Below are 22,470 nucleotides of genomic sequence, written 5' to 3' on the forward strand. Positions count from 1 at the left end.
ATGGGGTTTTTTTATCCGCGCTATCCTGTTTCAACAATCATGATCAAATACGGGGAAGGGGGCGGGTTGCGCCTCTTTCCGGGGAGGAAATGGGACCATGAATCCGCTTGCCCAAGAGTTGAACGATGTGATCGTCCGGGGAAATCCCGCCATTGAAGCCATGTTGTCCCGGGTGGGACGGCAGCTTTTCTTTCCCAAAGGCATTTTGAGTCAAAGCGCCGAAGCCAAGGAAAAGGCCCATCGTATCAATGCGACCATCGGTATCGCCAAGGAATCGGGGCACACCATGTGTTTCGAAAGCGTCATGGCCAATTTGCAGGGTGTTCGCGCAAGTCAATCCCTGACCTACGCGCCTTCCTTCGGGCTGCCGGCGCTGCGACAGCGCTGGCAGGAAGATTTGTTTGCCAAGAACCCCTCCCTGACCGGCAAGGCCGTCAGTCTGCCGGTGGTGACCTGCGGCATCACCCATGCCATCAGCGTGTTCGCCGATGTGTGGCTGGATCCCGGCGACGTGGTGCTTTTGCCCGATATGATGTGGGGCAACTACAACATGATTTTGAACGTGCGCAAAGGGGCCCGGTTGAGTCACTACGCCCTGTTCGATGAACAGGGAGGATTCAACCTGGAGGCTTTCGAGGCGGCCGTCACCCGCGAGGCGCAGGCCAATGCCAAGATCACCATTTTGCTCAACTGCCCCCAAAATCCCACCGGTTACACCATCACCACCCGCGAGGGCGATGCCATCGCGGACATCTTGACCCGCGCCGCCGAGCAGGGCACCCATGTGGTGGTGGTGCTGGACGATGCCTATTTCGGACTCTTCTACGAAGAGGAGACGATGAAAGAGTCTTTGTTCGCCAAGCTGTGCGGACGGCATGCCAACCTCCTGGCGATCAAGCTGGACGGCGCCACCAAAGAGTACTTCGTCTGGGGGCTGCGTATCGGGTTCATCACCTATGGTCTGCACTGCGAGGGAGATGCCGCACCGTTTTATGACGCCCTGGAGCGTAAAACGGCCGGTTGCGTGCGGGGCAACATTTCCAATGCCTCCCATCTCAGCCAAACCCTTCTGTTGCAGGCCATGACCGATCCGCGGATCAGCGCGGAGAAACAGGAGAAGTTCGAAACCCTCAAAGCGCGTGCATTGAAGGTCAAATCGGTTCTGGCCGATGAGAAGTATGTCGCGGCGTGGGATGTGTACCCGTTCAATTCAGGGTATTTCATGTGTCTGAAATTGAAAACGGTGCAGGCCGAACCCTTGCGGGTTCATTTGCTGGACAAGTATGGCGTCGGGCTCATCGCCCTGGGCAAGCACGATCTGCGGGTGGCCTTCTCCTGTATCGACGTGGACCAGATCCAGGAACTGTTCGATATTGTGCTGCAGGGGATTGCCGATCTGGAGCGGGCCTAACAAGATCCGTAATTTCAGGGTGCGCGCAACGACAACTTCACATCGCAGATTGTCCGCTTTAAACCGCTTTCGATCCGAATCCGGGCACTTGCAATGCGAAATCGTTTTTGCGCGCGCCCTTTTTTTTGGGGCTTTATTACCAGAACTTCAAGTTGAAGCGCCCTTTGGCCTTGATCAGGGCATCGGTGGTCGTGCGCAGTCGCTGGGCCAGAATTTCGGACATCAAGCGATAGAAAACATATCCGAAAGCCGCCTTTTCATTGCCTGTCAGTTTTTCCAGATAGAAGATGTCGGTGGCCAGGCACACGGTGTCGGTGACGGCATAGGCCGAGGCCGAGCGGCGTGAGCTGTGCACGGCACCCATCTCGCCGAAGATCTCCCCCTTGCGGGACAGTACGGTGACCTCCTTGCCCGCCTTGGTGATGCGGATCTGGCCGTACATTAAAAAGTAGAGCCAGGTGTCGGACTGACCTTCGCGCACGATGCACTCGCCGGCTTTATATTTTCGGATCTTGCTCATTTCGAGCAGATTGTTGAGCTCCTGATTCTCGAATGGATCAAAGGCGGGCATCGACTTGAGGCTGTCCATATTAATGTTGTTGCAGTCCAGGAACGTGGTTTCGAGCATTGTTTTCCCCTTGCATGGATGAATCGTGGACCGATTGCCGTTGTTTGCACCCTGCATCGACTGCAACAAAAATGCCATCGGGGTAGGTATCCAATGAGAGCAACAGTGGTCGGCGACAAGGGGAAACGGCTCAGCCGGCGACCTGTCGCCGGGGCCGGCCGCATGTGATCATATGTGGTCGCCCTGTCTACTAATCCGCACGCTTGACGAACCAGTACCATGCGGTGGGGGTGCCCCCCTCTTCACCGATCACGCGCCGGCGGGTTTCGAAAGCATCATCGAACAGCACGTGTACCCTTTCCATCGCGATGCCCCGCTGTTTGCCGCGCCATCTGCGCGGGAGCCAGGCATAGAGCATGTATTTGGCGCCCGGCCGGAGCAGGGCCGGCAATCCGGCGGCGTATCGGTTTTGCTGGGAGGTGGTCAATGCGTGCAGGCAGCCGATGTCCAGGGCATAATCGAAGGGGCCACGGACACCTTGCAGATCAGTCACATCCCCTATCCGGAAGTCGATGGCCGGCTTGACCCGGGACGCTCTGCGTCGGGCCGTCCAGATGGCCTGAGGAGCGAAATCGATGCCGGTGACGTGCCAGCCGCGGCGTGCCATGGTCATGGCGTTGGTGCCGGTGCCGCAACCCAGATCGAGGGCGCGTCCCGGCGGCGCGGTTTCCAGGAAGGCCATCACCTCCGGCGGCGTGATCCGTGTGTCCCAGGGGGTGCGACCGCGTAAATAGCGCCACAGGAAGGACCACCAGCGGGCATCCCCGAGGCAGGCAAGACGCTGCACAGTGCTCATCGGCGCATCAGCATGGGGCCCAGGGGGCGCCCGGCGAAAAGATGCAAGTGCAGATGAAACACCTCCTGGTTGGCGTCGCGGTTGCAGTTCACCAGCAGTCGGTAGCCGCTTTCGGCCACCCCTTCGCGGGCGGCGATCTCCTTGGCCACCAGGAACATGTGCCCGATCAGCGGCGCATCGGCCTCGCTGATGTCGTTGACCGTGGGAATCTCCTTGTTGGGCACGATCAGAATGTGGACGGGGGCCTGGGGGCGGATGTCGCGAAAGGCAGTCACCCGGTCATCCTGGTAAACGATGTCGGCCGGGGCTTCTCCTTTGATGATCTTGGAAAAAATGGTTGTCATGATACGGTTTGCTCCTCGTCATTGGTGTTGGCATGGGTCTCGGCGGTCTGCCGGGCTGCACCCGGCAAGCGGCGCACCAAACGCTCCCGATTCCAGAAGGTGGTGGCGCTTTGCCGATGTTCGCGGTGGCTGCATTGCGACCGACCGCATATGGGGCACTCATCGGCATTGCAGGGATCCATGTGCACCAGCACCTCCGCGCGCCCGAGATAGCGGTCGATCAAGAGCTGTTCCAGCCGCTTGCACTCGCCGTGGGCGGTTTCCAGGGTCAGGTCGGCCGGCAGCACCAGGTGCAGGTCGATGTGTACCTGGTGGCCGGCGCGCCAGGCCCGCAGCTGATGGATGTCCACCCAGAGGGGAGAACGGTGTTTTTCCAGGGAGTGCGCGATCTGATCGAGCAGCACGGGGTCGGAAGCGTGCATCAGGCGCGCAAAGGAGTGGCGCACCAATCGGCCCCCCGTGAACAGAATGTTGATCCCCACCAGACAGGCGATGGCGCCGTCGAGCCAGAGCCAGTCGGTCCAATGCACCAAACCCAGGCCGATCAGAACACCCGCCGAGGTGAAGACATCGGTCAGGATGTGCTTGCCGTCGGCCATCAGGGTGATGGAGTCGGTGCGGCGGCCGGTGCGGATGAGAAACAGACCCAGCAGAAGATTGATCACCGATGCAACGCAGAGGATGATCAGCCCCAGGCCCAGGTTGGGCAGCGGGTGAGGGGCCAGCAGATGGGTCACCCCGGTGTAGAAGATCCCCACCGCCGCCCCGATGATCAACGCGCCTTCGAATCCCGCCGAGAAATACTCGATTTTGCCGTGGCCGTAAGGGTGGTCCAGATCGGGCGGCTTGTTGGCCATCCAGATGCTGATGGTGGCAAAACCGCTGGCCACCACATTGACGATGGACTCCAGGGCGTCGGACAGCACCGCCGATGACCCGGTCAGGCTATAGGTGTAGAACTTGAGCGCCAGCAGCACGATGCTGACCGCCACCGACAATAGAATGGCGGCCATTCGCAGGCGGTAATGGTCCGCGCTTTGAATCGCTTGTCCTTTGGCGGCGGTTGGGTCGTCCACGGCGGTCATCATGCGTCCCTTAGTCGGCCGGTCGGTTGAAGCGGTCCAGCACCCGGTACAGCCCTTGTGTCCCCATCTGCTCACCGCCCTGGGCCATGGCGGCCGTGTAGAATTGGTGGACGAGGGCCAAGCCGGGCAGGGACAGGCGCATGCGACGGGCTTCGGCCAGGGCGATACCCATGTCCTTGACAAAATGACGGATGTAAAAGCCCGGCGCGTAATCGTTCTGCGCAATGCGTCGGCCCAGGGTGTTGATGGCCCAAGAACTGGCCGCGCCTTGCCCGATGATGTCGATGACCGCATCGAGGGACATGCCGCTGTGATGGGCATAAAGCAAGGATTCCACCACCCCGATCATGGTGCCGGCGATCAGGATCTGGTTGCACATCTTGGTGTGCTGTCCGGCACCGGCGGGTCCCATGCGGGCGATGTGCCGGCCCAAAATGGCCAACAGGGGCCGGACCCGTTCGAAGGGGGCCGGGTCGCCGCCCACCATGATGGCCAGGGTGGCTTCACGGGCCCCCACGTCACCCCCTGAAACCGGTGCATCCAGGGCCGCCACCCCCTGCTGTCGAGCTTGCTGGTGGATCTTTACCGCCAGGTCCGGGCTGGAGGTGGTCATGTCCACCACCACCGTATCGGCCCGTGCGCCGGCCAGAATACCGTCTTCATGCAAGTAGACCGCGGCGACATCGTCGGGGTCGCCCACGATGGAAAATATCACATCGCAGTGCCGGGCCACCTCCCGCGGCGTGTCGCACCAATCGGCGCCGGCCTTTACCAGGCTGTCCGTCTTGGACCGGGTGCGGTTGAACAGGTGAACCTTGTGGCCGGCGGCGATCATGTGACCGCACATGGCATTGCCCATGACCCCGGTACCGATCCATCCGATCGCCAGGCTGTTCATGCGCCAGCTCCTTTTAATTCGGGGTGAAAACAGCGCCCTTCGTTCAATTACCTGCTATAACACATGCCTTCGGTGTATGGACCGAAAATAGTCAATATGCGCCGGTAGTGTCAAGCGAGGCGTGCCTTGCCCGGCAATTTCACTTTACGGGAAGGGCTCGGTCGCGTTCGAAAGCGCTCACTTGGTTGCGGCCGAAAGAAAGATGCGTTAGGTTCAGGATCATGATTGTTTCTCGCAAAATGGAAAATGAAGGCTGAGATGAAAATTCAGATACAACACATTCCCGCCGAGGGGATGGACGTGGCCTACCGCAAGCCGTTCGATGTTTTTCCAGTGCTCAAAGAGTTGGCGGACGAGGGGCAATACGCTTTTCCGGCACCGGTGGAGGCACAAATGCGGTTGGTGCTGGAGCGTGACCTGATTACGGTCGAAGGGTTCGTGCAGACCACCGTGCAACAGGCGTGCAGTCGTTGCCTGGAGCTGTTCGACCAGCCGATCCGGCAACGCTTCACCCTGCGTTATTCGCGTGAAATTCCCGTGGACGTGACCCCCGGCGATGGCGAGGAGGTGGCGCTGACCGCCGAGCAGATCGGCCTGGTCTACTTCAAAGGGGAACATATCGATCTGCGGGACACCATGCAGGAGCAGGTGGTGCTGGCGCTGCCTTTCAAACCCCTGTGCCGCGACGACTGCAAAGGGTTGTGTGCGCGTTGCGGTGCCGATTTCAACCGAGGGCCCTGCGGCTGCGGTGCCGAAGTGATCGAGAACCCGTTTGCCGTGCTGCGGGATCGTTCCTGGCCCAAAAGCTGATGCAAGGCGCGAGGGCACGGCATGCCGTGCCCCTACAAGGCCGGCAATCCCTTGTTGGGCGCATTGCATGCCATAACCGGTGCGCGGCCGGCCATTGCCTGTATGGGGAATCGCATGCCGTGTCCGAGCACGACCGGTTCCCCTCCGTAGGGGCGCGGCATGCCGTGCCCTTGCCCGTGTCCGAGCACGGCCGGCAAGTTCCCGCAGGGGCACTCCCCACGCCGTGTCCCGATTCATGAAAGGTGTTCTGGCCCCATGTCCATCCGATTGTTGGCGCGCGATCTTTACCTTTCCCAGCAGCAGGTGGCCCGCTTGCAAAAGGCGCTCGCCGATGCACCCGACGACCGACGGCCGGCGATAGCGCAACAGCTGCGCCGCGCCCTCGCCGAACGCAATGCCCTGCGGCGTGCCCTGGATGGGCGCATCGGGCGCTGAGCAATTCACGCCACGCTGTGCTTCAGCCGCGCTTGCCCCGTTTGAGCAGCACTTTGTAATAGTCCGTCAGGCGCCGGAACAGCTCCGGATCGCCGCCCTGGTCCGGGTGGTGTTTCAGCGCCAGGCGGTGGTAGAGGCGTGTCAAACTGCGTTGATCCAGTTTCTTGAGGGTCTTCCACGGCAACCCGAACAGATGGCCGGCCTCTTCCAGCTTGATGCGCACCTTTGCCGGGGGGTGGTAGGTGCGGTGGCGGTTGATGAAATCTTCCACATAGGCCTGCCAGGGGGATTGGCGCGGCGGGTCGAGATCGAAATAGAGGATGGCGTAGCGCACCAGGTAATCCCGCAAACGGCCGGGGTGGGGCAGGTCCGTCCAGAACCGTTCGTCCGCATCCAAACGGCACAGCCGGGAAACGAAATAACGATCCATCTGCTCGAGCAGCGTTCGATCGCTGGCGGGGTCGGGCACGAAGCGCCGCAACTCGAAGATGGTGTTGACGTAAGCGGCCTTTTCGTGAAGCCGCAGACGCCGCTCCTCCGCCCAGAAGTACTGCTCCAGCTCGTCCCGCGATTTGGCGTAAAGGGGATGAAAGACACTCTCCGGCACCCGGCCGATGTGCCGTTGCTCGCTGTGGCCGAAGCGCAGGTAGTGATAACGGCGCCGATCAAAAAGGTGGGGGGGCGGCATTGCATCACCGTCCATGGCGAGGGAGCGGTGCGCGGTCCTGCGACGCCTGCGGTCGAAGCCGGCGATCACCCGCTGGATTTCCGGATCCAGGAACTCGAACAAGAGTCGGTCCAGGGCGTCCGGGTCGGCCGCCGCATCCGCTTCGGCCAGGGCACTGAGCAAGGGTTCCGCATAATAGTAACCCCGTCCGCCCACATAGACGATGAAGGCGGCGGGGTCGGGGCCTAAATCGAACAGATCGCGGCTTCGCAGCCGTCCGTCCGCTGGATAGGATTGACGGATGACGTAGTGCAGCCGGCCTCCGTCATACACTCTTGCAAGATACATCCTCTGTCGCCACCTCCCCGGGCACAGAGGACCTTAACCATTGCCGGCGACCATGGCAAGCACCGAATACGCCGGAATCACACCTTGAACTGTCCCACCATTTGGCGCAGCTTTTCGGCCAGGGAGGACAGCGCATCGGCATTCTGATTGACCTGGCCGCTGGAATCGGCGATCTCCCCCACTGCCGCGCTGACCTCGTTGATGTCGCCGGAAATGGTACCGGCCACCACCGAGCTTTCGCTCACATTTTGCGTGACATCCTGAATGCCCTGGGATGCCTGGGATACATTGTTGGCGATCTCCTGGCTGGTGGTCGCCTGCTCCTGCACCGCCGTGGCGATGGTGCTGACAATGTCGTTGACCTGGTTGATGACCGCCGAAATCTCTTCGATCTGCGTGACCGTATCGCCGGTGGAGTGTTGGATGGCCTGAATGCGCGACTTGATGTCCTGGGTGGCCGATGCGGTCTGCTTGGCCAGCTCCTTGATTTCGTTGGCCACTACCGCGAAGCCCTTGCCGGCTTCGCCCGCCCGGGCCGCCTCGATGGTCGCATTGAGGGCCAACAGATTGATCTGTTCGGAAATTTCGGTGATCACCTCGGTCACCTTGCTGATCTCGTTGGCGGCCTGGCCGAGCTCGTCCACCTTGGCGGAAGTACTGCCGGCGATAGTGACGGCCGACTCCGTGATGGTGTGGGCCTTCTCGGAGTTCTGGGCGATCTCGTTGACCGTGGCGGTCATCTCCTCGGCGGAGGCGGCCACCATGTTGACATTGGTGGCCGCCTGTTCGCTGGCGGCGGCCACGCTGTTCATGTTGGCGCTCATCTGTTCCGAGGCAGCGGCCACCTGCTGCGAGCGTTGGGACATGTTTTCCACACCGCCGTTCATTTGACCGGCGATGGCGGACAGGTTGGTGGATGCCTCGTTGAGGGTGGAAGTGTCGTCGCTGATCTGGCGAATGATGCTTTGCAGTTTCTCCATGAAGGTGTTGAACCAGGTGGCCATCTCGCCGATCTCATCCTTGCTGTCCACCGGCAAGCGCTTGGTCAGGTCGCCTTCTCCCTGGGCGATGTCCTTGAGCATGACCACCGTCCCTTTGATGGGCTTGAGGATCACGGCGGTGACGGCCAGGGCCAGGGCGATCACCACGCCCACCACGACCAGGATCACCAAAAGGATTTTATTGCGCAGGGCATTGACCTCCGCGAACACCTCATCCGTGGCCGCGGTGGTGACCATGCCCCAGTTCAGTCCTTCGATGGCCAACGGATCGTAACGCACCAGCTCTTCGTGTTCTCCGTCCAGACGGTCGACGGCGATGCCGCTTTGACCTTTGACGGCACGGGCGCTGTATTCATCCGAAAGCAGGGTGCCGATTTTTCCGCTGCGGACAACCTGATCGCTGCGCAATCCCGCTTTGCCGTCCACGGCCCCCACCAGGTAGCTTTCCCCGGTCTGCCCCAAACCGCTGCGCTGTTGCACGACGGCATTGATTTCAGCGGTGGAGAGCCGCACGGCGACGTAACCCAGGTGATGGTCGAAGGCATCCAGGACCCGGGCGGTCATGAAGGCGGCGGGCTGGTTGTTCAAGGGGGGATAGGCAGCGAAATCCGCCACCACGACATCGGTGGTTTCGGATTGTGCCATGGTATTAAAGGCTCTGCCCAGGCTCGACTGCGCCAGGGGGCTTTCCGGAATGAGGACACCCAGATCCGATTCCCGTTGGGTGGAGTAAATGACGTAGCCGGAGGCGTTGAGCAACAGCAGGTCGGCGTAGCCGTAGTCGGCCACCATCTCGTGCAGACGCGGTTCCCGAAACTCAACGATCACCTTCCAGTTGGGGGCATCCACCGTGTTGCCGCTGCCTTCGAAGGCGGTGCCGAAGGCGTTGACGCACTCGCGGATATACGGATCGAACTGGATGGTTTTCACCGAGGTGCGCACCCGCGCGAAGTAGTCCTCCAAATGGTTGCGCTTGGCCTCCTGGATGGCCGTGAATTTGGCGGATGCCTCGTTTTGCAGCGCCCCTCCGGCCTGGTTGACCGCCAGCACGGTGACGATGCCCAGGGGGATCAGGCTCACCAGGATGAACGCCGTCAATAATTTGGTCTTGATGCCCAGTTTGTTCAACATTTCGCTCCGCTCCTTATTTCATCACATCGGTTCATATGGCCCACTGCATTATTGGCCGAATGGCATTCGGACTTAAGAGCAAATTCAAAAAATAGGATTACAATATGTTGAAGTTGGCATCGGCGCGTGTATGTCGGCAGGCGGGCGGTTGGAAGGCGGTCCGTCGTCAAACGGTGTGTGTTTGCGCATTGACATCGGGCCGGCCACTGCATATAACCGAGCTCAAACCGGGGAACGAAACCCCGATCCAGTGCCTTGTCGCCCTGATTGAACCACGAAGGTTCGCCACCCCGCATCCTTGCGAATGGACCGGCGAAGTTCGTGGTTTTTTTGATGCCCTTGACCCGAAAGGAGGTTTTGCAAATGCACCTGAGATCGTTTTTCATATGGACCCTGGTTTTGGCAGCGCTCCTTGCCGCCGCGCCCGTATCGGCCCACTTCGGCATGCTGATTCCTTCCGCGAACATGGTGATGCAGGACGATCCGCGCAATGTGGCCTTGACCCTCTCCTTTTCCCACCCCATGGAAATGGTGGGCATGCCCATGGCCAAACCGAAACAGTTCAAAGTGCTGGCGGGCGAAACCCACACCGATCTGCGCGACCAACTCACGCCGATCAAGGTGATGGGCCGCGAGGCCTGGTATATGGACTACCTGCTGCGACGCCCGGGGGTTTACACCTTCTATATGGAGCCCGAACCCTATTGGGAACCCACGGAGGATTGTTTCATCGTGCACATCACCAAAACCGTGGTGGCGGCCTTCGGTGACGAGGCCGGGTGGGATGCCGAAGCCGGGCTGAAGACCGAGATCGTCCCCCTGACACGCCCCTTCGGCCTTTATACCGGCAACCTGTTTCAAGGCATCGTGAAAATGGACGGCAAACCCGTGCCCTATGCCGAGGTGGAGGTGGAATTCTACAACAGCGACCGCAAGGCGGAGATCATCAACGACTACATGGTGACCCAGGTGGCCAAGGCCGACGGCAACGGGGTGTTCAGCTTCGCCGCCCCCGCACCCGGCTGGTGGGGCTTTTCCGCTCTAAACACGGCGGATTACACCATCACCCATGAAGGCCAGGAAAAGGAAGTCGAGTTGGGCGCCGTCCTATGGGTCCACTTCGAACCCTGGCCCACCAAACCCTGAAACCCCCGAACCCCAAACAAAAGCGGCGGTTCCAATCAAGGAACCGCCGCATCCAACTCAACCAACCCTACCAACTCAACAAACTCAATAAACGCAACACCCCTCTCAGCCCGTCGCGGAGCGGATACCGTGGCGGTGGCTGATCTTCTCCAGCATGCGGACGAAGCCGGCCACCAGGCTGTACAGGGCATCGATGGGCAGATTGTCCGGTGCCGATGCGTCAAAAAAGACGTTCAGGCTCGATGCCATCCCCTCATCGGGTTTCCAGTAACAAATCATCATGGGCACCTTGGGCAACGGGTAGAGCACAACGGCGATGTCGGCGTTGAATTCGTCCGTTGTCTCCTGACCATTGAAGAGTATCGTCATGTCTTCAAACAGTTCCGAATAGCTGTCGGCCAAGTGCTTGATCGCCTTCTCGCCCCGCTGTTCAAACAGGCGGTACCAATCCTGGCCCCCCTTGAGTTCCCGCAGCGGCACCCAACGGCCGGTCAACGGTTCGCCCTTGCTCTCCAGCACATAACGCAGCATGGGAATGGCAATCCAGCCGTGGATATGAATGTCCGCGTGCATCTTGCCCTGGTCATCGATACTGAAAGGTTTACCCAGCGTTCGCAAGGTCAGGCGACCATTGCGGTATTCGCCGCCCAGTCGCTCGGCAACCGAGGCCAAGTCCACATCTTTGACCCTTTCCTGCAGGACCCGCACCGCTTCGTCCATGCTTTGATCGATGTTCGGGCTTTTGTTGCCGCGACCGCTGTGTTGCTCGATGACCGCTTTGTCCAGATAGGGGCATTCCGCCAGGTCCCGGTTGCCCTTGAACACCGCGGCCGCAAAGGCCAGACAGGTGCGCTCGCCGCATTCGCGGCAGTTGGTTTTGGGAAGCAACTTGAAAACAGCCATGGGATTGTTCAATACCGACATGCAACACTCCTTTGGATGATTTGGCATCAAGGACGCGTGCCGTAATCAGGTCGTTAAAACCAGCTTATGGCTCGGGGCTCCGCCAGCCCCGGGCCATAAGCATTCATTGCGAATATGTTGGCGGCGAACCTTGATGCATGCCTTATCAAACAGCTACTTTAAGCACGCTTGCCGATTCATCAAGGGCGCAGGTGTCAGGATCGGGCCGGTTGCCCATGACGTCGGGCCGGCCCGGGAGGGAAACTAAAAACCGCTCTCGATGATTTTGCCGCAAACGTGGTTGGCTGCCGAACGGGCCATCTCACGGGCATCTGTTTCCGTATGGTCCCGCACCGGTCGCGTACGGTGAAGCATGTATCAGAAGGGGGTATCCCATTCTTGAGGCGCCTATTTGACTAAATTGCTGAAACAACGGCCTTTGCAGTTGGATTTGGATGGAAAAATATAAGGATTTGCGGATATGGGGCACCAAGCGACCGCCGGCGAGGATTCTGTTACATTAAATTAAAACTGAAATGTGACAGAAGCCTGAGGACCAGGGTTGCTATTTTGGACTCAAGAGGCATTTAGATCATAATTCAAGTCGTGCGGCCAGTGCTTGCGCCTTAGGGCTCGCGAAAAAATAACTTCCCCTTTTATGCATCCCTGCTTCAGGTCGTCTTGGCCCGATCAGCGGATTCAAAATCCTCGGAATAGCTCGCTATGCCTCCGGTTTTGAATCCGCTGATCAAACCAATCCGACCCAAATCCGGGCGCCTAAAAGGCGAATTTATTGTTTCGCGAGCCCTTAGTCGCGGTTTTGGTCCCTGTGGCCTTCGACAGCTCGATAAAATTGAGTACCTCTTGCTTGTGTGTCTGCAGCACGCGAGGTGGGAATTCGGTCAGCACGACGACAGTGTCATAAACGCCGTTCGAATTGTCTCTGTGTCGGCCGGCGAAATCGACCAGCGAGAGCACGACGCTTGGCTCATTGCGTCAACCCTGAATCAGTTCGTGCGCCGCGTTGATGCGTAATCCAGCGTCCGGCGAAAAAAGGTCGCGAATGAGTACGTCAACACGCTGCTCAAGGGAGATTTTCGCAGCTGATTGAACAGATGCGTCTTCGTCGGATTCCGCAATGGTTCGCACGAGGACCGGGCCTTGCTCCGGAAGCGCGATCAATACGACGGCGACAGCCAATTTGCGCTCCTGGGGATTAGAGCTGGTGAGCGATTTCATCATCGTGTTGACAAGATTGGCCTGAGCAATCTTGGTGTTGGCTTCAGCGATGGAGCAGGATTGTTCGGCACGCCTTTCCCCGCTTCTCATCTTACTTGGGCTTTGTGCATAACCGCATTCCCGAATGTCAATATGCCGCTTGACGGTATATGTCAAAGAAATTAGTTGCTTTCGGATGTGTGGCTTTGTTCCAAATCGCGACGGTGTTCTTCAAGCACCCTGTCGGCCGGTATTTTGGCCTCGCGGCAGTACCAGGTTGAGCAGCACGCCGGCGATGCCGGCCAGGCCGATGCCTTTGAGGGCGAATTCGCCGGTTTCAAAGGACATGCCGCCGATGCCGAACACCAGGATCAGGGCGATGATGGCCAGATTGCGCGGTTGGGTCAGATCCTCGCCGGTTTTCACGAGGGAGTTGAGCCCCACCACGGTGATGGCGCCGAAGAGCAACAGCATGATGCCGCCCATCACCGGCACGGGAATGGTTTGCAGCAGGGCGCCCACCTTGCCGATGAAGGCCAGCACGATGGCGAAGAGGGCGGCCCAGGTCATGATGGCCGGGTTGAACACCCGGGTCAGGGTGACGGCGCCGGTCACTTCGGAGTAGGTGGTGTTGGGCGGCCCGCCGAGCATGGATGCCAGCGTCGTGGCCAGGCCGTCCCCCATCATGGTGCGGTGGATGCCCGGATTTTCGAAATAATCCTTGCCGGTGACATGCTTTATGGCCAGCACGTCGCCGAAATGTTCGATGGCCGGCGCGATGGCCACCGGCACGATGAAGAGGATGGCCTGCAGGTTCCAGGCGGGCATCACGAAGGCCGGCATGGCGAACCATGCGGCCTCTGCTACCGGCGTCATATCGATCAGGCCCAAAGGAATGGAAACGATATAGCCGACGGCGATGCCGGTCAGAATGGGTATCAGGCGCATAAATCCCTTGGCCAGCAGGGATACCAGAATCGTGGTGCCCAGGGTGACCATGGCGACGACCAGGGCGACGCCCTGGGGTACCAGCACCACCGCCCCGTCGCCGGTTTTGCCCAGGGCCATGTGCACCGCCACCGGCGCCAGGACCAAGCCGATGACCATGATCACCGGCCCGACCACCACCGGCGGCAGCAGGCGGTGCAGAAAGCCGCTGCCGAAGTATTTGATGCCCAGGCTGAGCAGGACATAAAAGAGGCCCGCCGCCACCAGGCCGCACATGGTACCGGGAATGCCCCAGGTTTGCACGCCGTACATGATCGGGGCGATGAAGGCGAAGGAGGAGGCCAGGAAAATAGGCACCATGCGTTTGGTCAAGGCCTGAAACAGCAGGGTGCCGGCGCCGGCGGTGAACAGCGCCACATTGGGGTCCAAACCGGTGAGCAGCGGCACCAGCACCAGCGCGCCGAAGGCGACGAACAACATTTGGGCGCCGATCAAACTGTCTTTGAGCCTGAAAACGTAGTCGGTGGGGCTGTTGGGGCGTGGCATGGGGCTCCTTTTCTGAGTGGGCTATGGATGGATCGCTTCCGGTACAACGGTTATCAACACAGGACAGGGAGGCGCTTGACGCTATTTGGTGCCGAAAATCTTGTCGCCGGCATCGCCCAGGCCCGGCAGAATGTAGCCGGCATCATTGAGCTTTTCGTCGATGGCCGCCACGAAGAGCTCCACATCCGGATGGCGCTCCTCGAGTCGGCGGATGCCTTCCGGCGCCGCCACGATGAAGATGCCCTTGATCATTTTGCAGCCGGCGTCTTTGAGCATATCGATGGTGGCCACCAGGGTGCCGCCCGTGGCCAGCATGGGGTCCAGGATAAGGGCCACCCGCTCTTCCATGCCGCCGGCCATTTTGGCGTAGTACTTGACCGGCGCCAATGTCTCTTCATTGCGGTACAGGCCGACCACGCTGACCTTGGCGGACGGAATCAGGCGCAGCACGCCCTCCATCATGCCCATGCCGGCCCTGAGAATCGGCACCACCGTGATCTTCTTGCCCTTGATGCAATCCACTTCCAGCGGTCCGGCCCACCCCGTGATGGCGCGTTTTTCGGTAGGCAGGTCCTTGGTCGCCTCGTAGGTCAGCAGGCTGGCCACTTCCGAGGCCAGGTCGCGGAAATCCTTGGTGGTGATGTCGTTGACGCGCATCAGGCCGAGTTTGTGCTGGATCAGCGGGTGCTGGACAAGTTTGACAGGCACGGCGGCCTCCTTGTGTGGGTTCGGGGCGCAAAATCAGCAAGGCAGCCTTATGTAAAAACCGATCCGGTGTCAAGTGCCGGCCCGGTTGCCGGCGCTGGGACGGGACGTTTGGGCTTATTTGAAGAAACAGGTTGGCCTGGCTGGTTTTTGTCTGGCAAACGCCGCTGTGTCATGCATCCACAAAACAAAAGGCCACGGTTAATAACCGTGGCCTTTACCCAAGGCAAGTACAATATGGCGAGGTGGATTGTATCCGCCAGGTAGAGGCGGGAGGGGAGTGGCATCGACGCCGTACCGTGTCGATCAGGAAATAAGGGTGATGTAGTCCTTGTAGACAAATCTGATGAGGCCGCCGTGTTCGATGCCGTACCAGTTGCGGTGGCGGCCCACGATCTGCACCACGTGGCCCCGTGGAATGGTGTCAAGCCGCTGTGACATCCACGGACGCGCCCTTACATTCAGCCGGCTGCAATGATCCACGGTCCCTGTACGCCAGAAGGGCTCAAGGTAAAAGTCGTTCATGTTGGTCGCATCGCGGTTCAAGTCCACATTGGCTGCGGGCAATGATGCGCCGAATGATGCTGATCCTGATGTTGCCGTGGACGTTGACCGGCGCGGGTTCCTACCGATGGCCACGAGGATGTCTTCTTCCGTAGTGAAGCCGGACGCAATGCCGCTGATGTTCAACGCATCTCGAAAGTGGGTCCCCGTGCCGAGAAGACGGTGCAGATATTCAACATGATGGGGCAATGTTGCCGGCAAAGGCAGGGCCACCGGATTGCCGATCGCTTCCATAATGGCGACGATCAATTGTGATGCAGGTGGCGCGGCCGGCGGCAAAGCGGGCAAAATTGTGGTGATGCGAGGGTGCACAAGCCAGGTGTCCACATAACGGAGCACATCGCCGCACGATGTGAAGGTGTCCAGCGCTGTTGTAAACCCCGACACCCGCGAGGCGTCATGCTGCATCCAGGCCTGATTGAAAATCAGGCGGATTCGTGCTTCACTGGTCCAATTGGTTGTCGGGCTCAGCGCCTTGAAGATGGTGTCGATGTCCCCTCCAGGCAACTGGTTGCCGACATTGTGCCAGAGATCGAACCCCTGGGGATGGTCCAGGTCGTGCTCCAGGTGGGAAAGCCAATCGGTGACATTGACCATTCGGGCGATTATCCGGCCGTTGGACCAGTAGTTGCTCAACGCCACCTGGTAAATGCCGCGAACGATCTGTTCGTCCCAATTCGTGGTCGAGGGTGTCTTGGTCCTGCGTTGCGCCGCATCCCGGCACGTGGTGCCCACCGGCGACATGGCTTGGTCCACGGCCCAGCATTCCACCAAAGCACGAACAGCGCCGCCACACTCCGGACCGAATTCCACATACTGAATTTTGGGTGCTGCAATGAATGGATCGTGTGGTGCCTGCAAGGTGAGCCTGGGCGGTGCCCAAAAGGTGTCGGGTGTCATAAACCCCGTCGCCCATTGGGATGCCTGGGATCCCAGTACGGTTGCACCACTGCCCGCCCGACTCGCGATAAAATCCCTGATGTTCGGATTTGCCCGGATCGCGCTTTGGATCTGGACGGCCGCCGTGGCCGGGTTGTTGGGATCGATGCCGGTGGGATCGACCTCATGTGAGGCGGTCAAACACGCATACAAAACGATGCGCCTCTGAGTCGGATCGGTACTCATATGGTTGACCAGTTCATCGATCAGGTTCTCGGTGGCCGTCCGATGTGTTGCCGCAGCACCGCCTTCAAGGCTTTCATTGATGACCGTGCCGCCCGTAGCCGTGCCGGCAAGCTCGATACCTGCGGGTGACCCATGACCCGCAATCAGGACCTGATCGATGCGGCCCCCGATACCATACTGTGCGGCCAGTGGGGCGACACGGCTCTCATAATCGCCCAAGGTGCCCAATCCTTCGAGCACGATGGTCAAGATCCGGGGGGCTACGATCAGCTCCGTGATGCCGGACAGGCGATGGAATGCACCATTGTGGTCCAACGCGCTGAACAATACCAGCGTCAACGGTCGCAGCCACCGGCCTGCAGCGTTTACACCCTCATTGGCCACTATGCCGTCGAGTGCCTTGCGTTCGAACCGGTGGAAATTGCGCACGTAGCGGATTCTCCCGAAATAGGTCGTCGGATCTGCGCCTTCTCCTCTCAAGGCGAGATACGATGTTATTTCCATACCATTGGTGGCCGACAAAATGGGATCGCAAGTCGTCACATAATTGATGAAATCCGCATCCCTGCCCGCTGAAACCAGATTTTCGAAGGCTGAGGGGTCGGACAATGGGGTGGGGGGCGGCATGATCGATTGCAATGTGCCGGGTGTGCAAGCCCCTTCAAGGCCCGGCAGGGCCTGACCCCAATTTACCGCATCCGTTACACTGTTGGTTTGTCTCAACCAAGCCGTATTTCGGGAACTTGCCGCTCCCCTGGCGTAATGGCGCAGATGGGAAAACACTGCAGGAATGCCGGCAGCGATGATGTCGTCCACGGGCAGTGTGCCGCAAGTACTGAGAATGTCGGGTTCGTGTGAGAAGGAGAGCACTTGGCGAAAGTGGGCCAAATTCGTTGCCGCGCCAGGCGCCGTCAGGTGTGGACTGGTGGCCCAGTCCAGTTGGCGCACAGTGAATTCTTGAAAATCAGACAGACTCATGGCGTTGATTTGTGCCACGGTCTGGTGAGCCGCCGCCGCCACCGGCTGGAAGGTTGATTTGCGTTGGACCGTGTGGACACCGGTCCGCGCAGTGACCGGCGTAGAAGGAAGCGTATTTTCCTTGGGGGAAAATTTTGGTCGTTCGGCGCCTTGTTGCACCACGTGGGCTGCTTCATGGGCCATCAAGCCGAGGTCTCCTGGCGTTTGTTCCGCACCCAGGTAAATATGGTGTCCATGGGTGAACGCTCTGGCATGCATCGATGCGGCAGCCTTATGCGCTGTATCGTCATCGTGCACTTTCACATGGCTGAGATCGGCGCCGAGTACGCTGCTGATGGGCGTTTCCACATTCAGCGGCATTCGATGCCCGTTTCGACCGGACCCTGTTGCGTTTTCGACCCGGGGTGTCGGGGGTGTGCCCGTATGAATATTGTGATATTTGCCTTGGACCGTATCATGAAGATCAGGCGCTGGCTCAACCTCCCCTGCATCGTCATCTTCGTTCAGGCGAGGCCTGTTTGACTTTACAATGGAATCCGCGACCCGATCCGCCTCCTTCTCGTAAAAATCATCCGGCCGTCCCACTTCCGGCTTGGCCTGTATAATGCTGGCGGGGGCTGCAGCGAGACTGTTTTCGCGTTGTTGCGGGAATCGTGGTGACTCGGCAACGGCGGCACCCGACGACTGTAAAAACAGCGGCACTCCAGAAGTTGATGATTCACTGCGAGAGAATTCAGGCGGGGCGATCCGGACCGTGGCCCTTTGTGCTTTATCCGGTTCGGTTGCCTTTTGGAGTCGCGGTTTGAGTGCTTGTAACATTGAATTTTCAGCTCCCTGGTGTTCCTTTGAATTCGGGCGGCAATTCCTTGCCCAGTTTGCGGTACTCATCGGCCAGCGCCGCGATCAGATCCGCGAAGCGGATCGCTCTTTCTTGATCCTTGGCGACCACCGCGGCGCCGAGCACCACATTGCGAATGTGCCCGCCGGTCAGGTTGCATTGTACCGCCAGTTGGTTGACATTGGCCGGGCTGAGTCGGTGGCCGTCGCCCAGGTGGCTGAGCCAGAGGGCGCGGCGTTCTTCCGGGGTGGGCAGGGGAAATTCAATCATCATGTCCAGGCGGCGGGTGAAGGCCGCGTCGAAGCGGGCCCTGCTGTTGCTGGTCAGGATCACCACGCCGGTGTAGGTTTCGATGCGCTGCAGGAGGTAGTTGGTCTGGGCGTTGGCGAAGCGATCGTTGGCATCCTTGATTTCAGTGCGTTTGCCGAAGAGCGCGTCGGCTTCGTCGAAGAGCAGCAATACTTCTTCCTGCTCGGCCTGTCCGAGGAGCTTGGCCAGGTTTTTTTCCGTTTCACCGATGTATTTACTGGTGATGGCGGCCAGATCCACGCGGTACAGGGGGATTCCCAAGCGGTTCGCCAGCCAGCCGGTGGCCAGGGTTTTGCCGGTGCCCGAGGGGCCCAGAAAGAGCGCCTTGACGCCCATCTGGTAGCGCGCTTGGATGGTGGCCCCCAGCCCTTCTCCCAAGCGTTCGCGGATGTGACACCGCTTTTCAAGCAATTCCAGTTGGCGGCGGGTGAAAGGTCGCACCACCAGGGCATCGTCCTTGACCCGGGTGTTGACCGGCTGGGCCAGGGCGGCGAGCCCGCCGCCGTCGCTCACCCAGGCCGCCTGCCGGATCTCATTCAGGCCCGGCCGCGCTTTTTGTTGCTGGATGCACTCGCGTTTGGCGAGTTGGGACAAGGCGATGATGCGCGATGTGCTGTGGACATGGTTGCGGGCCATGGTGGTCGCGAGTTGCGGTTCGCCCAGGTGTGCTTCCCACAGCTGTTGCCGTTCCGCCAGGGTGGGTCGCGGCAGGAGCCAATTGCTCAGGTTGCCGCGAGGGCTTTCGAAGGCGCCTTCCAAGCCCGCCATGACGAGCAGCGGGCCGTCGTAGCCTTCAACGCGAGGCAGTTGGACTGTTTCGCCGGGACCGCAGTAATGACGGAAGACGGGCATCAGGTTTTTGGCCCGGCAGACCGGCCCCAGGCCCGGCAATGCCTTGTCTGGATCGGTGATGAACAGGGGAGTGACAGCGCAACAGGTGGCGATGGTGCGGGCGGTGATGGCGGCTTCCGGTTTGGATGCGCAGCGCAGTACCAATACACTGTCCGGCAGGGCCTTGAGGGCCCGGGCGTGGCGTTGGGCCTGTGATTGAATGGAGGGGGGCAGTGCAAAGGCCGCATACGGGAGGGCCGTGGCGGCCCCGGGCCAGGCGAAAGTCTTCCCGGCCAGGCTGAGCGCCAAGGGCGCCGGCATTTTGACGGATTGTTCGGGCAGAGGCGCGGTTTCATCCAACAGTTGCAGCATCCCCAGGGCCACGGCGCGGCCGTTGGCGATGGCTGCGATCCGATTGTCGTCATGGAACGGGCGGAGGCGGCCCAACACGGCATCGATCAGACTCAGGGTGGGGCGCGACCCGCCCAGGGGTTGTTGCAGATAGGCGATACAGCGCCCCAGCATGGCATCCTGTTCTACCGCATAACAGAGACACAGTACAATGCGTTCCGCGAAGCCGAGTCCCTGGGCATCGGCCATTTGCAGCAGATGGGTTTCCCCGGTGTTTGGGGTTTGATGGGCGGCAAGGATGGCTGCGGGCTGGGCGGAAGACGGCAGGTGGGCCAGCAGTGCGCGGCGGGCCTGCAGGTGGTGTGCTTCCGGGCTGTTTTGCTGCGGCACCGCTTCCGGCAGCAGTTCGGCCAGCAACGCAAGCAGATAGTCCTGTGGACGGATGTCGTCCATGTTCAAAGGGCTTGCGCCGGCGTGCTCGGGGCGATGGAGGGTTTCAGGCATGGTTCACCGGTGATGCATGGTGTCGGAATAGTGGATTCGGACCACACGCCCCAGCCATGGCACCCAGCCGGGGTCGATGTCCAGCCCTGCCAGGCGTATGCGGATGTCCAGTCGTTCCAAAGGGAAGGTGACGTCCAGATGGGTCGGGGTGGTGGCGACGGCGGCCGGGTGCCGGATCAGTTGCAAAAGAGGCAGGGCGGCGCAGCGCCGGCCGTAGCGGCCCATGGCGCGGCGGATGTTGGCCACCAGGCGTTCCACGGACCACGGCCGGGCCTCCGTGCGCGCAGTACACGGTCTGCCGGCCGTCCCCCACCAGGGCGCCATCGAAGGCCGGTTGCGGGGATTCCACAGGCCGAGCACCAGCCGTGCCTTGCGATGCATGACCAGCCGGTACCCCGGATGACCGATCACCCGGCTGACCTGCACATCGCCATGATCCCCGGATGCAGGCAGTATGGCGCGCCATTGCGGGGGGGCTGCAAATTGCGGCAAGAGAGGCGAAACCTCCGGCGCGGCGCCCAAAAAAGAGAGCATCGGGTCGTCCATGGGGATGCCTGCCAGGGCTGCGCAGCGGAAAAGGATCCGCTGCGGCAGGTCCATTTGCGCATACTCGGTCTGGGCGGCCATCAGCGCATCCATGCCGATGCGCTTGAGCAGGCAGATGGCATAAACCAATCCCCCATTGGGGCTGACGTCGCCGGTAAACCGGCCATGGTGCAGCCGGATCTGTTGCAGGCCTTGCCGACGCTTGCCGTAGAAACGGTCGTCGCCTGCATCGTCGGGCTGGTGGGGTTGGGCAGCGTAACGGGCAGTGCTGCCGGCGTCCGGGGCCGCGGCTGGTGGTGACGCCGATGGGGTCGTTTCTTTTCGATCCGGCATTTCCGCCTTTGCCGGTCTTTTCCGGGGTGCATCCGCGGCTGTTCCGATGTCGGCCGTGGCATTGGGCCGGGCGCAGCGGCTTGGCCGGCGGTTGTCGGCGGTATTCGTTGCTGCCAAGGCGCCGGTGGTGGCGGCGGGGAAGGGTTTGTGCGGAGCAATAGGTGCCTGCGCAGATCCATCGATTGCCTCAAGCATTGGGCAAGGCGCTTGCGTCAGGCCGGTTGCCTCTTCCTTGACCGCCCATTGGGCGGGGGATGATGTGCCGACCGTGCGCGGTTTTCGTGCCAGCTGTGGCGTTGTCGCCAGGTGCGCCATGCGGGGCGGAAGCAGATGGGATGCCAGCAGCCGGCGGGGATCGGCCGGGGACCACATGGTGGCCGCCCGGTCGATAAGGGTATCGGCCTCCCGGGTGGCCCTGCGCCAAGGGGGGGCGGGAGAAGTGGATGGGTTTCCCGACCTGGTGAATTGGTGCGCGTGCCCTGCCGGCGACAACCCCATGGTGCGCAGAAGGTGTGCGGCCGTTCGGGGATTGAGGGCATCGAGCACCGCCAAAAGGGTCGCTGTCCTTATCAGCGGCGCGACAACGCAGGCCATGCCCCGGATGCCTGTGCGGTGTCGGGCGACAAGCGAGAGGATCAATGTGTAGCTCTGTTGCACCGCAAGGGCCGGGTGCCAGCCTGCGACCGCCGTTGGCCAGTACCAGGCGCGGGGACGGTGGTTGCGGGAGAGCAGATGGAGCAGACAGCGATGGGGGGCGAGGTCGTCGCGAAACCAGACCGCCGGCGCACCCACCTGTTCCGTTGTGCTCTCCTCGATCAGCACCGGCCGGAGGCGGCGGATGCATGCGTCGATTCTTGCGGCCAGGACCCGGCTCGAAGCCCTCGCCGGGGATGGGCCCAGGTCCAACCGCTGGATATACACCCGGCCGTTGGGCGGCAGGCCGGGAAAAGAAGCCGTGCGCAAGGCATCTTCAAGCAGATGGACCGCCCCGGGCAGCAGCGACTTGTCCGGCGTGCGGATCTTGAGTTTGCGAACCTGGCAATCCACTGTCATGGCGTGTTTCGATCCGGC

18 protein-coding genes are annotated in these 22,470 nt (G+C 60.7%); 4 read left to right on the forward strand and 14 right to left on the reverse strand.

Going from position 1 to position 22,470, the window contains the following annotated elements; genetic code table 11:
• Positions 1-97 precede the first annotated feature (97 nt).
• On the forward strand, positions 98-1,411 hold the full coding sequence (locus tag MRX98_RS05800) for an aminotransferase class I/II-fold pyridoxal phosphate-dependent enzyme (RefSeq protein ID WP_246903841.1): 1,314 nt from the start codon (positions 98-100) through the stop codon (positions 1,409-1,411).
• Positions 1,412-1,547: 136 nt separating this feature from the next.
• Here the strand turns inward: MRX98_RS05800 and MRX98_RS05805 are convergent, their stop codons facing one another.
• The 5 genes from MRX98_RS05805 to MRX98_RS05825 form a co-directional block, all read right to left on the reverse strand.
• Positions 1,548-2,039 carry a Crp/Fnr family transcriptional regulator gene (locus tag MRX98_RS05805; RefSeq protein WP_246903842.1) on the reverse strand — a complete coding sequence of 164 codons (492 nt, stop codon included), beginning with the start codon at positions 2,037-2,039 and terminating at the stop codon, positions 1,548-1,550.
• A 190-nt stretch (positions 2,040-2,229) separates the two neighbouring features.
• Complete coding sequence (locus tag MRX98_RS05810; RefSeq protein WP_246903844.1) at positions 2,230-2,835, reverse strand: class I SAM-dependent methyltransferase; 606 nt, start codon at positions 2,833-2,835, stop codon at positions 2,230-2,232.
• Positions 2,832-3,179, reverse strand: a complete 348-nt coding sequence (locus tag MRX98_RS05815) for a histidine triad nucleotide-binding protein (RefSeq protein WP_246903846.1) — start codon at positions 3,177-3,179, stop codon at positions 2,832-2,834. The genes MRX98_RS05810 and MRX98_RS05815 overlap by 4 nt, the downstream gene beginning before the upstream one ends.
• Positions 3,176-4,267, reverse strand: a complete 1,092-nt coding sequence (locus MRX98_RS05820; RefSeq protein ID WP_246903848.1) for a cation diffusion facilitator family transporter — start codon at positions 4,265-4,267, stop codon at positions 3,176-3,178. Before MRX98_RS05820 ends, MRX98_RS05815 begins: the two co-directional genes overlap by 4 nt.
• 7 nt (positions 4,268-4,274) lie before the next feature.
• On the reverse strand, positions 4,275-5,162 hold the full coding sequence (locus MRX98_RS05825; protein WP_246903850.1) for an NAD(P)-dependent oxidoreductase: 888 nt from the start codon (positions 5,160-5,162) through the stop codon (positions 4,275-4,277).
• A 258-nt stretch (positions 5,163-5,420) separates the two neighbouring features.
• Between MRX98_RS05825 and MRX98_RS05830 the strand changes: the two genes are divergently transcribed.
• Entirely contained in the window at positions 5,421-5,972 is a 552-nt protein-coding gene (locus tag MRX98_RS05830) for a YceD family protein (RefSeq protein ID WP_246903852.1), read from the forward strand.
• A gap of 255 nt (positions 5,973-6,227) precedes the next feature.
• On the forward strand, positions 6,228-6,407 hold the full coding sequence (locus MRX98_RS05835) for a hypothetical protein (RefSeq protein WP_246903854.1): 180 nt from the start codon (positions 6,228-6,230) through the stop codon (positions 6,405-6,407).
• A 22-nt stretch (positions 6,408-6,429) separates the two neighbouring features.
• On the opposite strand, the gene MRX98_RS05840 is transcribed toward MRX98_RS05835, so the two are convergent.
• Together MRX98_RS05840 and MRX98_RS05845 are read right to left on the reverse strand one after the other, a co-directional pair.
• On the reverse strand, positions 6,430-7,422 hold the full coding sequence (locus MRX98_RS05840) for a hypothetical protein (protein WP_246903855.1): 993 nt from the start codon (positions 7,420-7,422) through the stop codon (positions 6,430-6,432).
• A gap of 77 nt (positions 7,423-7,499) precedes the next feature.
• A complete protein-coding gene (locus MRX98_RS05845; protein WP_246903857.1) occupies positions 7,500-9,554 on the reverse strand; it encodes a methyl-accepting chemotaxis protein in 2,055 nt (684 codons plus the stop codon).
• A 363-nt stretch (positions 9,555-9,917) separates the two neighbouring features.
• Between MRX98_RS05845 and MRX98_RS05850 the strand changes: the two genes are divergently transcribed.
• Positions 9,918-10,700, forward strand: a complete 783-nt coding sequence (locus MRX98_RS05850) for a DUF4198 domain-containing protein (protein ID WP_246903858.1) — start codon at positions 9,918-9,920, stop codon at positions 10,698-10,700.
• Between the two features lie 105 nt (positions 10,701-10,805).
• On the opposite strand, the gene MRX98_RS05855 is transcribed toward MRX98_RS05850, so the two are convergent.
• The 7 genes from MRX98_RS05855 to MRX98_RS05885 form a co-directional block, all read right to left on the reverse strand.
• Entirely contained in the window at positions 10,806-11,624 is an 819-nt protein-coding gene (locus MRX98_RS05855; protein ID WP_246903859.1) for a DUF3786 domain-containing protein, read from the reverse strand.
• Between the two features lie 975 nt (positions 11,625-12,599).
• The gene (locus MRX98_RS05860; protein ID WP_246903860.1) at positions 12,600-12,998 is read right to left on the reverse strand and encodes a hypothetical protein; all 399 of its coding nucleotides are present in this window, start codon (positions 12,996-12,998) and stop codon (positions 12,600-12,602) included.
• A gap of 54 nt (positions 12,999-13,052) precedes the next feature.
• The gene (locus tag MRX98_RS05865; protein ID WP_246903861.1) at positions 13,053-14,315 is read right to left on the reverse strand and encodes a uracil-xanthine permease family protein; all 1,263 of its coding nucleotides are present in this window, start codon (positions 14,313-14,315) and stop codon (positions 13,053-13,055) included.
• A gap of 81 nt (positions 14,316-14,396) precedes the next feature.
• A complete protein-coding gene (upp, locus tag MRX98_RS05870; RefSeq protein ID WP_246903862.1) occupies positions 14,397-15,023 on the reverse strand; it encodes a uracil phosphoribosyltransferase in 627 nt (208 codons plus the stop codon).
• 303 nt (positions 15,024-15,326) lie between these two features.
• Entirely contained in the window at positions 15,327-18,506 is a 3,180-nt protein-coding gene (locus MRX98_RS05875) for an eCIS core domain-containing protein (protein WP_246903863.1), read from the reverse strand.
• Between the two features lie 7 nt (positions 18,507-18,513).
• Positions 18,514-20,520, reverse strand: coding sequence for an ATP-binding protein (locus MRX98_RS05880; RefSeq protein ID WP_246903864.1), 2,007 nt, complete (start codon positions 20,518-20,520; stop codon positions 18,514-18,516).
• Positions 20,521-20,523: 3 nt separating this feature from the next.
• A complete protein-coding gene (locus tag MRX98_RS05885) occupies positions 20,524-22,452 on the reverse strand; it encodes a hypothetical protein (RefSeq protein WP_246903866.1) in 1,929 nt (642 codons plus the stop codon).
• Positions 22,453-22,470: the final 18 nt, after the last annotated feature.

Source organism: Desulfatitalea alkaliphila, assembly GCF_022968795.1.
Classification (GTDB): Bacteria; Desulfobacterota; Desulfobacteria; order Desulfobacterales; family Desulfosarcinaceae; genus Desulfatitalea; species Desulfatitalea alkaliphila.